This window comes from Shewanella sp. 1CM18E, assembly GCF_023161665.1.
GTDB lineage: Bacteria > Pseudomonadota > Gammaproteobacteria > Enterobacterales > Shewanellaceae > Shewanella.
Map to the genome: position 1 here is coordinate 303218 of NZ_JALNTW010000003.1, position 13252 is coordinate 316469.

At 43.0% G+C, this 13252-nt stretch carries 12 protein-coding genes; 7 read left to right on the top strand and 5 right to left on the bottom strand.

Annotated elements, in window-relative coordinates; genetic code table 11:
- Window positions 1-149 precede the first annotated feature (149 nt).
- Window positions 150-1049 carry a LysR family transcriptional regulator gene (locus MSG37_RS06870; protein WP_248469839.1) on the bottom strand — a complete coding sequence of 300 codons (900 nt, stop codon included), beginning with the start codon at window positions 1047-1049 and terminating at the stop codon, window positions 150-152.
- A 156-nt stretch (window positions 1050-1205) separates the two neighbouring features.
- Here MSG37_RS06870 and MSG37_RS06875 point away from each other — a divergent pair, with 156 nt between their 5' ends.
- The 4 genes from MSG37_RS06875 (at window position 1206) to MSG37_RS06890 (ending at window position 4367) form a co-directional block, all read left to right on the top strand.
- Window positions 1206-1571: a DoxX family protein gene (locus MSG37_RS06875; RefSeq protein WP_248469840.1), complete on the top strand. Its 366-nt coding sequence runs from the start codon at window positions 1206-1208 to the stop codon at window positions 1569-1571.
- Between the two features lie 162 nt (window positions 1572-1733).
- A complete protein-coding gene (gene gloA / locus MSG37_RS06880; protein WP_248469841.1) occupies window positions 1734-2111 on the top strand; it encodes a lactoylglutathione lyase in 378 nt (125 codons plus the stop codon).
- A 111-nt stretch (window positions 2112-2222) separates the two neighbouring features.
- Entirely contained in the window at window positions 2223-3320 is a 1098-nt protein-coding gene (locus MSG37_RS06885) for an alkene reductase (RefSeq protein ID WP_248469842.1), read from the top strand.
- 144 nt (window positions 3321-3464) lie between these two features.
- On the top strand, window positions 3465-4367 hold the full coding sequence (locus MSG37_RS06890) for a DMT family transporter (protein ID WP_248469843.1): 903 nt from the start codon (window positions 3465-3467) through the stop codon (window positions 4365-4367).
- A 120-nt stretch (window positions 4368-4487) separates the two neighbouring features.
- Here MSG37_RS06890 and MSG37_RS06895 read toward each other — a convergent pair whose 3' ends face one another.
- The gene (locus MSG37_RS06895; protein WP_248469844.1) at window positions 4488-5072 is read right to left on the bottom strand and encodes a TetR/AcrR family transcriptional regulator; all 585 of its coding nucleotides are present in this window, start codon (window positions 5070-5072) and stop codon (window positions 4488-4490) included.
- A 110-nt stretch (window positions 5073-5182) separates the two neighbouring features.
- Between MSG37_RS06895 and MSG37_RS06900 the strand changes: the two genes are divergently transcribed.
- Together MSG37_RS06900 and MSG37_RS06905 are read left to right on the top strand one after the other, a co-directional pair.
- Window positions 5183-6109 (top strand): DMT family transporter, encoded by a 927-nt coding sequence (locus MSG37_RS06900; protein ID WP_248469845.1) that lies wholly within the window; start codon window positions 5183-5185, stop codon window positions 6107-6109.
- Window positions 6099-6515 (top strand): TrmO family methyltransferase, encoded by a 417-nt coding sequence (locus MSG37_RS06905; RefSeq protein ID WP_248469846.1) that lies wholly within the window; start codon window positions 6099-6101, stop codon window positions 6513-6515. The genes MSG37_RS06900 and MSG37_RS06905 overlap by 11 nt, the downstream gene beginning before the upstream one ends.
- Before the next feature lie 64 nt (window positions 6516-6579).
- On the opposite strand, the gene gltS is transcribed toward MSG37_RS06905, so the two are convergent.
- The 3 genes from gltS to MSG37_RS06920 all read right to left on the bottom strand — a co-directional run bounded on the left by gltS (window position 6580) and on the right by MSG37_RS06920 (window position 11306).
- A complete protein-coding gene (gene gltS, locus MSG37_RS06910) occupies window positions 6580-7803 on the bottom strand; it encodes a sodium/glutamate symporter (protein WP_248469847.1) in 1224 nt (407 codons plus the stop codon).
- 384 nt (window positions 7804-8187) lie between these two features.
- A complete protein-coding gene (locus tag MSG37_RS06915) occupies window positions 8188-8940 on the bottom strand; it encodes a sporulation protein (protein WP_248469848.1) in 753 nt (250 codons plus the stop codon).
- A gap of 137 nt (window positions 8941-9077) precedes the next feature.
- Complete coding sequence (locus tag MSG37_RS06920; protein WP_248469849.1) at window positions 9078-11306, bottom strand: MBL fold metallo-hydrolase; 2229 nt, start codon at window positions 11304-11306, stop codon at window positions 9078-9080.
- Between the two features lie 588 nt (window positions 11307-11894).
- Between MSG37_RS06920 and MSG37_RS06925 the strand changes: the two genes are divergently transcribed.
- On the top strand, window positions 11895-13193 hold the full coding sequence (locus tag MSG37_RS06925; RefSeq protein WP_248469933.1) for an NCS2 family permease: 1299 nt from the start codon (window positions 11895-11897) through the stop codon (window positions 13191-13193).
- Window positions 13194-13252: the final 59 nt, after the last annotated feature.

Genomic DNA, 13252 nt, shown 5'->3' on the forward strand with positions numbered 1-13252 from the left:
GAACCTTGCTCATTCATAGGTTCGCTTTTTTGTGGGCGTTATTATTGCTTGCCAGCAGCAATCGCTGCTCTGCAATACTAGCCCTTGAGACTAGCCCTTGAGACTAGCCCTTGAGACTAGCCCTTGAGACTAGCCCTTAACACTAGCCTTCAATCGGCAAACTTATCGGCAAAATATGCCACCAAGTAATCGATAAATGCCCGTACTCGCTGGGGTTGGTACTCACTAGCCTTGTAAACCGCATACATAGGTAAGTTAGCTGCACTATAAGCGGGTAAAACTTGTTGTAGCTCTTGGTTAGCTAGCGCTGGCTCGACCATCCAACTCGGCAAGGCGGTAATGCCTTGGCCCATTTTAGCCATAGCTAATAGCATTTCTGCACTATCACTACTAAAAGCGCTATTTACATTCACTTTGCTGACTTGTTGGTGGTTATCGGTTAATTGCCAAGTGTTAGCCTGAGCGCTTAACGAATAGTTCAAGCAGCGATGTTGAGTTAGATCTGCCGGCATATTTAATTCGGCTTGCTGAGTTAAATACTCTGGAGAGGCGACTAACAGCGCCCGATTGTTAAATAGAAAGCGTGCTTTATAGTTTGAATCGGCTAAATGGCTTACTCGCACAGCAATATCGATATTGGTTTCGATTAAATCGACTAAGCGGTCATTAACCGAGACGTTAATGCTCAGGTTCGGATGTAACTGCATAAATTGGTTTATGGGTTTGGCGAGTAAAATAGTCGCCATGGCGCTGGGCACTGACAGGGTTAACTCACCGCTGACTTGGTTCAGTTCCCCTTTTAAGCGCGCCTCGGTATAGCTCATTTCATCAAGCAGCTTATCGCAATAGCTTAGGTATTCTTTTCCTTGGCTGGTGAGGTTTACTTGCCGACTATTGCGGTGGAATAAGCTAAAGCCAATCCTATGCTCTAACCAAGCAATTCTTTTACTTACAGCACTTTGTGTCAGATTTAAATTTTCGGCCGCTGCCGTAAAACTGCCAAGCTGAGCGACGCGAATGAAAAGGCGCTGACAATCGTATTTATCCATGCTGTTACCTATTAACTGATTAGGGCTTATCTCCTTATTAGCTTACTCATTTAATTAATGCATTCCAAATAGGAATTTTTATTAGTCTAATAAAGCTATTTTTCTGCCTTGGATGGAATGGTTAAATGCAGCTCTTACTTATGCGGAGAGCAAAAAATGACCTTAACTATTTCCTCGACAATATCTGTATTACTGATGGTATTTTTTATGTTTGCAAGCTCAATAAAACTACTTGGCTGGCAGAAGTTTATATTCGAAACCCAGCTCAGTTTCTTTAAAAAGTATGGCTTAAATAGAGCGGCAATGTTTGCTGTCGGTATTATTGAGTTTACCGCCGCACTGCTGTTATTAGCTGCTTTATATTGGGGCGATCTTCAATGGCAATCTATTGGGGCGGCCTTGATAGCGGTTACTTCTGTTGGTGCACTTGGGTTTCACTATCGATTTGATAAATGCAGCGATGCAGTTCCTGCCGCTGTCACTTTACTGCTAGCGCTATCGCTGCTAACGCTTAATTTTTAATAACAAATAGCGATTATAATAACAAAAAATTATAGTAATAAGAAAATATCATAATTATTTATCTGGTTTTAATTGGCTTACTATGGCGAGCATAGACTGGTTGCTAATGAGTGGATTACACAAGCACTAGCAATGATACCGAATGTTAGATTGGGGCTGATTATGAAGTTTTTACACACCATGCTGCGTGTTGTTGATTTAGATAAATCAATTGAGTTTTATACCAAAGTACTAGGTATGAGCGTGCTTGAAACAACCGAAAATACTGAGTATCGCTATACCTTAGTGTTTGTGGGCTATGAAGCGGGCGGCACCACAATCGAATTAACCCATAACTGGGATACAAGCAGTTATGAAACAGGTACTGCATTTGGCCATATAGCGCTAGGTGTTGACGATATCTATGCAGCTTGCGATAAAATTAAAGCCCTTGGCGGCAAGGTGACTCGCGAACCAGGTCCGGTAAAAGGCGGTTCAACTCATATTGCCTTTATTACCGATCCCGATGGTTATCAAATTGAGCTTATTCAGCTTAGCTAGCTGATTGCGAATCAGATTTATCACAGTTATCAGAATTTAGCAGCGCTCAGCAGACTGCAGAAGTTTTATATTATTTTTAGGCTGAGCAGCGTCGCTTAAGAGGAATTGAAAATGAAAAACGCACTATTTCAACCAGTACAACTTGGTCGCCATACACTTAATAACCGTATTGTGATGCCACCAATGACCCGCTCGCGCGCTACTCAGCCGGGTAATGAAGCGAACGATATGATGGCCACTTATTACGCTCAGCGTGCATCGGCAGGGTTAATTGTTGCCGAAGGCACCCAAATTTCGCCAATGGGCCAAGGCTATGCGTGGACGCCGGGCATTTACAGCCCATCACAAATTGCTGGCTGGAAGAAAACCACTGACGCAGTTCACGAGAAAGGCGGGGTTATTTTTGCTCAGCTATGGCATGTTGGCCGTGTGACGCACCCTGATAATATTGGTGGTGAGCAGCCAATTTCATCATCGGCTTTAAAAGCTGAAGGTGTAAAAGTCTTTATCGATAATGGCAGTGATGAGCCTGGTTTTGTTGAAGTGGTTGAACCGCGCGAAATGACTAAAGCCGATATCGAAATGGTGATTGGTCAATATCGTCAGGCGGCGCTAAATGCAGTTGAAGCAGGCTTTGATGGCATTGAACTGCATGCTGCTAACGGTTACTTGGTGAATCAGTTTATTGATTCTGAAGCGAATAACCGTACCGACGAATACGGTGGTAGCATTGAAAATCGTTTGCGCTTTTTAGATGAAGTGGTGGCAACTATGGTAGATGCCATTGGCAGCGACAAAGTGGGTGTGCGTTTAGCGCCATTTACCTCACTCAACGGCACAGTCGATGCGACACCGGAAGAGACATATACCGCAGCGGCAGCGTTACTTAACAAGCACAATATTGTGTACCTGCACCTTGCAGAAGTGGACTGGGACGATGCGCCTGAAACTCCTGCAACATTTAAACGTGCCGTGCGTGATGCCTTTGATGGTGTGCTGATTTATGCCGGTAAATATGACGCTGATAAAGCGGCGCAAACTGTCGCAGATGGTTTAGCCGATATGATTGGTTTTGGGCGTCCGTTTGTGGCAAACCCTGATCTACCTAATCGCATTAAGCATGGATTTGAGCTTGCCACGCACGACCCTGCGACCTTGTTTGGTGGTGGCGAAAAAGGCTTAACTGATTACAGTGAATATAATCAGTAGCATTAGCTGCACTTCCTAATTTAAAATAGTCAGTAATAGCAATCCCATGTGGGTTGCTATTTTGTTTTGTGCTGTCTATTTTGATGTTGTTACTTCTCTCCATATCAAAATAACGTATCCATCTCCTTTTTAAGAGTGCTCAGAATGCGCGGAGTGTTGTATCTTTTTGTCGCCACCTTATTGGCTGCTATGGGCTGGATAGCCTCAAAAGTGGTTGTACAGTCAATGGCGGGAGAAATGTTTATTGCGAGTAGATTTATACTCGCAAGCCTGATTTTAGTGCCTTTTTGCTATAAGAGTTTGCTTAAGTTAAGCGCCAAGCAAGTGCTTTCGGCCTGCGGTGTTGGGGTGTTTTTAGGCTTAGCATTACAAGTATGGATTTATGCGGTATCGATAAGTGATGGCTTATCTGAGGGCGCATTTATCATGAGTCTAGCGATGATTATTGCCCCGCTAACCGCTTGGTTACTGTTTCAAGTTAAACCTAATCGCGCGTTTTGGATTGCACTGCCGGTCAGTGTGAGCGGCATGATGTTAATGAGCTTAACTAATGGCTGGAAGATGGAGTCGAGCCAGTTATTGTTCTTGCTCGCATCTGCTTTGCTGTCAGTACACTTTGTGATGAATAAGCGTATTAGTGGCAATTTAAAACCGCTTGTTTCTATCTGCTTGCAGCTGTTTGTGGTTGGTTTAGTTGGCTTGTTATACACGCTATACACAGAGCCTGATGCTGTGCAGTTTTCTAACCAATTGATAGTGTGGTTCGCGCTATCAACAGTCATCGCAACTTCAGTGCGTTATTTATTACAAACCATGGGGCAGTATAAAGTCAGCATGGAAACCGCGGCATTATTAATGATTTTAGAACCGGTTTGGACTTTATTACTCAGTATTAGCGTGCTGGGTGAGACGTTGGAACCGCAAAAGCTACTGGGTGGCGGGGTGATTTTTCTGTCTTTGATTATCTACATCAAGCTTTCGAGGCGCTATGCCAAGGCTGCACAGAGTAGTGCTGAACCTGTTAGGGTTGGAGAAAAGGCGGTTTAACCCCAGTTACTCACTAACAAACTTCTAGAAAGAGTGACTCAAATATTCAGTCACTATTTCTATCTCGTCTTCTTACAGTCGGCCAGCTTGCTGCTAATCAGGACTTACTTGTTTCTAGGTTTACTTTATCGCCGCAAACAGGAAGTCAGTTGCCTCTTTGGCGTGTTGCTGGATCTCTAGTGCTGTAGGGCTGATTCGTCCCATTAACACTGCAGAGCGAATAGACAACAACATGCCTGTCCATAAATTCACTAGAGATTGTGGCTGCTCAATATTGAGCCTTGCAGTAAAAAACTGCTGCAGCTTTTCATCGGTATCATCACTTCCCACAGCATAAAAATGGCTAACAATTTCAGGTGATTTAGCACTTTCGCTGATCAATAGCCTTGCCGTTGCTATATGCGCTTCACTGAGGTGAAACTCAATAAATTCCTTTGCAAACGACTCAAGCGCTTGGCGTGGATCGGCATGCTGCAAGCTGAGTAAAAAGCTATCGTTAAACTGCTCGCCCATCATTGTCAGCGTTGCTTGAAATAGCTCCAATTTAGACGGGTAGTAACGATAAACCGTTTGTTTGGTCATTTGTGCAATAGCGGCAATCTTATCCATGCTGGCAAGTTCAAAGCCTTCAGCCATAAATACTTGTTGTGCAGCCAGCAAAATCGCTTGGCGTTTCATCTGTTTATTATGTTCTAGTTTGCTCATTGCCGACCTCTTAAAATAACAAGTCATACTATACGGTATGATTTTTGTTGACACAAGTCGTTAAATATAAAATCATACTAAGCAGTATGCTTTTATTGTTGAGGTAACAGATGACTACAGCAAGTGTAAATTTTCCAGCCAATAGCGGCGCGCGCACCTTAGGGATAGTTGCCGCATTAGTGGGCGGGTTATTAATGAGCTTAGATCCGATTTTTATTCGTCTATCGGGTGTGAGTGGCTTTGATACCGCGTTTCTATTTGGTTTATTCACGGCGATATCTATGCCCATTTTCATTCAGTTACGGGATGAGCGCGGTTTAGTCAAAGCGATAACTGACAGTGGCTGGCAAGTGGTGCTCTCTGGGCTGCTAATGCTGGGAAGTGCTGCTGGATTGGTATTGAGTATCAAGTTGACCTCAGTGGCCAACACGTTTGTTATTTTGAGTGCAACGCCAGCGCTATCGGCATTGTTTAGTTGGTGGCTGCTAAAGGAGATCACTAGCAGGGCGACTTGGTTGGCAATTATTGCGGTGATCTTTGGTATCGCGATTGTGGTGTCAGGCTCGACACAAAGTGGTAATTGGACGGGGGATCTGCTCGCGTTGTTTTCAGTGATCTGTTTGTCACTAAATCAAACGCAACTGCGTAAATACCCTCATGTTAGCCGCATGGCTAGCGTGGGTTTTGGTGGTTTGTTTTTAGCGATAGTGATGTTCTTTTTAGCAACACCGTCAAGTTATAGCCTCAATACCTGGTTGATTATGGCGGTTATGGGCCTGTTTACTGCGCCATTTGGTCGGGTTCTGGCACAAGTGGCTACACGGCATATTACAGCGCCAGAGGTTGGGATGATTCTGATGATAGAAACCGTGCTAGCGCCGCTGTGGGCATTTGGATTCTTTAACGAGATCCCGCCACTGGCAAGCTTGGTTGGCGGCAGTATTATCTTTATGACTATTGCTCTGTACGCTGCGAGCGCTGCTAAAACTGATATGAAAACCGATACTAGTGCAGAGGAAACTGTTGATGACAACTAAAATAGCCAACCAAGAAGTAAGTAAGCTGAATTTTATTGGCAGGATTACTACGCCTTATCAAGATATAGCCGCTTGCCCTAATAATATTACTAGGGATGGGCCTCTATGCAGTATCGAGCTTGATTTGGAATACCAGCAAGGCTTAATCGGCCTGAATGTCGGCGATTCTGTATTGATTTTATATTGGCTTGCAGGGGCTGATAGACAAGTTAAGGTGCACGGCAATGATAGTGAGGCTAAAGGGACATTTGCTTTACGTACGCCCAATAGACCTAACCCAATAGGAGCGGCGATATTGGAGATTGTGGGTTTGTCGGATAGTGGCGTAGCACTGAGAGGACTGGATTGCTTAAATGGCACGCCTTTGCTCGATATTAAACCGGCGATTATGCAAGAGCTAAAATAGGTCGATTTATAGTGACAAAAAAGCCAGCTATTTTAGCTGGCTTTTTTACTCATATCGTTAGGGATTAACCCACAAAGCTCATAAAGCCTTTGAGGATAATCGCGTTGACGATATCGACAAAGAACGCACCTACAATTGGCACCACCATAAACGCTTGCGGTGATGGACCTGTTCTTGAAACTAGCGCGCCCATGTTCATAACCGCCGTAGGAGTGGCACCTAAGCCAAAGCCGCAGTGACCGCCTGCCATTACTGCTGCATCGTAATTACTACCCATGATCTTAAATGTCACGAAATAAGCAAATAACGCAAGTACCGCTGTTTGCACCACTAAGATGATGAGTAGTGGAATAGCAAGGTCAAAAATTTCCCATAGCTTGAGGTTCATTAGTGCCATTGATAAGAATAGGGCAAGCGAAACTGAACCCAGTACATCAACACACTCACTGTTTATTTTGTAGCTGCGAGACAGCTCAGTGCAGTTGGTAATAATCACGCCAATAAATAGCGCATAAACAAACTCCGGCATTTTTAACCAGCTTGCACCAACAACTTCAATAAGTGCGCTAGTCCATTTAGCACCAGCCACACATAAAAGCATGATAAACAGTACTTCTAGTACGCTTTTAGCAGTCACTCTATCTTCTTCAAGCTGATCATAGGTAACCAAATCTGGATGATCAGTGTGGTGATTACCTCCAATACCATAGCTAGATACGAGATTATTCTTGTTAATAAGGCGCTGGGCAACTGGGCCGCCGATAATGCCGCCCATTACCAAACCAAAAGTAGCCGCCGCCATGGCAAACTCAAGCGTGTTAATGCCGTACTCGGTTTGGAAGGTATCAGCCCAAGCTGCACCTGTACCATGGCCACCCGATAGGGTAATCGAGCCTGCAATCAAGCCCATAAAGGACTCAAGCCCTAATAGGTTAGCCAGACTGACACCAACAATGTTTTGGATAACGATGAACAGGGAGGCGACACCTAAAAAGATAAACACCTTACTGCCACCTTTTAGCAATAGCTTATAATTTGCAGCTAACCCGACTGTACTGAAAAACATCAGCATCAAGGTGTTTTGCATCGATAAGCTAAAGGCAACGGTTATATTGTTGAAGTGTAGGGCGGTGATCACTGCAGCAATAATAAGTCCACCTACGATGGGCTCGGGAATATTATATTTTTTTAAAACAGGAATGTAACGATTGACCATGTGGCCGATAAATAGCACTAAAATTGCGACTAGAAACGATTCTAGCTCGCCAATAGTAAAGACTGTATTCATATGACTCCTAGCAAAATAGATAAAGGCGTTATAAAAAAACCTTGTTTTTGTTACTAAGTTTTTATTTTTGTTTGGTTATTTTTATATTGTCATGCCTATTTGGGGGCGAGCTATACTGCCACACTTATTTATCACTGGGATATCTCTTGCTGCCTATAAATTAAGCGTTTTAGATTAATCTTTATTTATATTTGAACTGGATAGCAGCTTTTATGGAGCTGAGAGGTATGTGGGCTAAGGAAATAGTGATATATGCTGTACTACGCAAAAACTAAATATTTGCGTCTTGATTGCGCAAGTTTTAAACAGGATTTGTCAGGTAAGGGACTTTTTAGTGTAAAAAGCCAGCTGTAAATAGCTGGCTTGTTAGTGTGGCTTTATTTATTAGCTAAGCAATCTTTCAATATAAGGTCTAACACTTGCTACGCTGTCACAATGATTTGGGATCGAAACGCTGTGATAACCATCACCTGAAAAGGCTCTGTCGATTTCAATCAGTACGCCAGTTTCTGCGCCGTTATCAACAAAGGTGACTTCTAGCTCTTTAGCACCAAAGAAAGAACGAGATTCAGGTTTAAATTCGTATTCTTGATAACAAGGTAAGTGCGACGAAAAGTTTTGCGCACTGACATAGCCAACTTCAAGATCAGATTTAAATAAACGGTAGCCGCTGTTTTCTATGAGTTCTAATACCGCAAGCTGGGTATTTGACGGCACAATGATTAATGGGTCTTTATCTGAGCCATCGATGCCATTTTTAATATCTAAGCCAGTTTGCAGCCATACTTTGGCAATACGCTGACCAAATAAGTTAGAGGCGGGGATCTCTGGATGCAGATCTAACTCAAATTGCTGAGTGATAGTTTCGCCAGGCTGAATCGTGATATCTAGGCTAGGTTGCCAGCTTTGCAGTATCAGGCTTTTGTTGTACTTAACTTCATTGTCACCGACTTCTTGCTCGGCTTTAGCTTCGGCCATAATGGCAAATTCTAGACCGTTTAGCTGTTGCTCAACATCGCCGCCTTTAATGACGACTTCGATAGCAAAGGTATCACCGGCACGTAATTGTTCATCAAGTAAAATGGTATCAACGGTGGCTTTGCCAATACCAACACTGGCGAGAAGTTTTTTTAGCATTTATCTTTCCTTGGATATAAACAAGCTTGAGGCTGACACTAGCATTGCGTCTGCATAGTTTCAATTTCAGACTATTAAATATGGACTTTGAAGGTTTTTGTAAAGGCCTATTGTTATATAGGCCTTTCACCAAAGGGCTAAATAAACAGTTTTTCTCCGTTCTGAGCAATTTGCACATTTGCAAACTTGTCGACAAACTTTTCAGCACAAAGTGTATGTACAGGCACTAACCGTTTGGCATTAATGGTATTTGCAAACTCTTGCAGGTGTGTTGCATAGGCGTGTCCACTGGTGTGCGCATATTGCCACTCTAATTGGTATTGCTTAGACATGTCAGAGAAGGTTGGCTGCTTCTCTTGATAGCCTAACCACATGGAATAAATAAATTGTGGTTGCAGACCCTGTTCGATAAACCGATCAAGAAACTTTGGCATTTGAGAGGGGGAAATTCTAAATACGTAATCAGAGCCCGTTAATTTTTCAACATTGACATGACGCTGGCTATATTTGAGAAAATCAGTACCAAATTGTTGCTCTATTGCTTGGCGCTGCGAATAAGGAAATATCACTTTAAGATGATCGCCCTTGTGCGGCGGTAATCCTGGTGCGTGTTTTTTCAATGCATCGAGTAAGTAAAGCTGGTAAAGATCGATAACTAAGGTTTTACCTGTGCGCTTAGTGGCACTATATAGGCTCACTAGTCTGTCAATATTACTGCCTGACGCCGCAACAAATGCTGGACGACTAGGGTGTGATAGCATGGTGACAAGATTTTCTTCTACGCTCGCTTCTGTTGGAAAGGCCTGCGAATGTCGTTCGTCTAACGTTGTGCCTTCGATCAGCATAAGATCAGGCTGCTTAATACGTGAATATAAGTAATTATTTACTTTAGATTTACGGCCATGCCCTCGAAAATCACCAGTATAAAAAATTTGTTTGTTATTTACTTCAACAAGTAAGCTACATGCTCCAAATGCTGAGTGATCCATCATGAAAGCAGTAATTGTAAAAGGCCCTACTTGGAAAGGTTCGCCTGGTGAAAATTGCTGGCAATGCTTGAGCCGGTTAAATCTCAGTGCTTCGGGATAAAACATATTGCTTATCTGCATCATTGAGTAGCTACCATCGGATAGATAGATATTTGCCTCAGAAGGTAATGTATCAAGCAATCCATAATGGTCGGGATGCGCATGAGATAAAAGGTAGGCTAGCGGTGGATTTGGGTCCTGTTGCTGAATATCTAACAAAACGCCGTTGTTTATCGATGGCTCAGCAATAAACTCAGGTTCAAGGGGCGTACCAGTGTTATCCATTATTGGCGAACCGTAATCTAATACAATTGAGTCGTCACCATGGTTGATTTTAATACAGCTACCGCCGATAGTGTCTGCACCGCGCATTATTGTTACCGATGTATGCACCTGATTGCTATTGATTTGTTGTTCTGGCTTAAAGTTATCGAGTTCAGTTGCAGAAAGGAGAATTCGTTCACTATCAGCTGTCATCACTTGCAAGCGAATTTGGGCATCAATTAATTTTTGCTGATGAGGTAACCAGCTATCTTTTTGAGCGTTTTTGGGATTATGTAAAAAGAGTAGCCTTGGCTCAGTATCTAAACCAAGCTGCAATGTACCTTTGGCTACAGCTTCAATGGTTTTAGATACCTGTTTGCCGGCAAGCTGACAAATATGTGTTTGAACTTTACAAGCTGCAATATAAGCATTAATCACTTCTAATTGGTTTTTTTCTTCAGTCAGAAACTCCCGATATTTGCTAATCTGATTAATAACTTCAGGTTGGTCTATGCTTGAGCGACAGCGTGTGTCAGATGTTAGTTTTGCTTCCCAAAGAACTACTTTAGCTTGTTCTTGGTCTTCTTCAATAGTTACAAGGTCAATGCGGAAGCCTGAACCAGGTAAGCCCATTTCCATATCGATAATATTTTCATTAGCAGCCACAACTTGTTCTACAAATGTTTTTTCTTCACCCTTATGCTTCTTCGAACGTGCTATCCATAAGTCTAATGTTTCACTGCCAAGATACTGTGCAAAATCTTTATTGCTTTCTGGATTGATGATGCAATTGTCATCACCGATCAATTTTGTGTATTTTTGGCTGGTGGCACTTTCAAATACATACTTAATATGTTGTTCTGAACGTAGTAGGTTATTTTGAGTGAACCCTACTTTTGCAATCGCTTGACCTTGATGATAAAAGTTGAGATAGCCATCGCGTACAGCTAGCCTAAGGCCTGTTTCTCCTAGTTCCTTACCACTTGGCTTTAGCCTAATGAGTAGTTCCTCCCACCAGGCAGGGGCTTGTTGTAACTTTTCAATCGCAAATTTTCGAGCAAACTTTGTTGTCATTTTTATTGTTCTCAATCACTTTAATAAACAAAATATAATTTGTACTACTGGAGGTATAAATCTGATTTTTAAGCTATTAAATTCACCTTTTATTTTTCTCCTCCCTATATATTCAGATCAGGGCGTCAGAAATTAAGCGAGCAATGCCATATATTTTCATTTTGTGATGAGTGTTTTGTTTTACAGAGCAGAAGTTCTAGTGTTTAGAGCAAATATTGAGCTAGTTTAGATGTTGCGCATTTATTTAGTTAAAAGAGTGAACTTAATATGCCTAATAGATAGATATGTGATCAGTATCACTCATGTTTGACACTGTCAGTGCTCTACAATAGCGCCCCTTTCGTTACCTAAACCGAAATTGTTTAATCGTTATCTTCAGAATACCTATTCTGGGGATTAAGTGCGCGCGCCGCAAACGTAAAAATGGCGATAAATAAGCCATTTTTGCTGTGGCAACAGTGAAGTTAAGATGGAAATAATCTAGTTATGAGTACGCCAAGTCATACACCGCACAGCGATGTAAAAGCTGCAACAACTGCAACAACGAATAGTGCAGTAAGTTTCAGTGAAGTACCTGCAAAGTCAGGCGTGTTAGAGCGCTTTTTTAAATTATCGGCCCACAACACGAGTGTTTCAACTGAGGTGATTGCCGGTATCACTACCTTTATGACCATGGTGTACATTGTATTTGTGAACCCACAAATCTTGTCTGCAGCGGGGATGGATGCCAGTGCGGTATTTGTGGTGACCTGTATGATCAGCGCCATTGGCTGTATCGCTATGGGCTTAATTGCAAACCTGCCTATCGCCCTGGCTCCTGCAATGGGTCTTAATGCCTTTTTCGCTTTTTCTGTGGTTGTGGGGATGGGCGTAAGCTGGCAAATAGGTATGGGTACTATCTTCTGGGGCGCGGTGTGTTTTGCCATCGTATCGTTACTTGGGATCCGCTCTTGGATCTTAACTAACATTCCAAAGTGTCTGCGTATCGGTATTCCAAGTGGTATTGGTTTACTGATTGCTATGGTCGGTTTTAGTAACGCCGGTATTGTGGTGGCAAGCTCTGCAACCATGATTACTGTGGGTGACTTAAGCTCACTAGAATGTGTATTAGGTGCACTAGGCTTCTTTATTATCGTGATATTAGCCTCACGTGGTATCCATTCTGCTGTGCTTATTTCAATTGCAGTCGTGACTGCGATTGCCGCCTTGATGGGCGATATTGAGTACACTGGCATCGTGTCTATGCCGCCAAGTATTAGCAACACCTTTGGTCAGCTAGACTTAGCTGGATCACTTGATGTCGCGCTAATGGGGGTGATTTTCTCGTTTGCGCTGGTTAGCTTATTTGATAGTTCTGGCACCATGATTGGTGTAACCGAAAAATGCGGTTTTACCGACAAGCGCGGTCGTTTCCCGCGTATGAAGCAAGCCTTGATTACCGACTCAGCAACCTCTGTGGTTGGCGCTTATATGGGCACATCAACGGTTACCGCTTATATTGAAAGCTCTGCTGGTGTGGCTGCGGGTGGTCGTACTGGTCTAGCCGCGATTGTGGCGGGACTATTGTTTATCTTAGTGATCTTCTTCTCGCCATTAGCGGCAATGGTGCCGGGTTACGCGGTTGCGGGCGCGCTGGTTTATGTGGGCATTTTGATGTCTTCAGAGCTAGCTAAAATCGATGGTAAAGACTTAACAGAGTCGGCTCCAGCCTTTATCACAGCAGTGATGATGCCGTTTACTTTCTCGATTACTGAAGGCGTTGCAGCAGGCTTTATTACTTACTGCGTGCTAAAAGCGGGTACTAACCGCTGGCGTGAAATTCACCCTGGTGTTGCCTTAGTGGCACTGCTATTTATCATCAAGTTTGCCTTTGTTGATGGTCACTAAGCGCAATCGCAAATGTCCGGATGATACGTAAATTAAAAGGCTCAGCAGATTAACCTGTT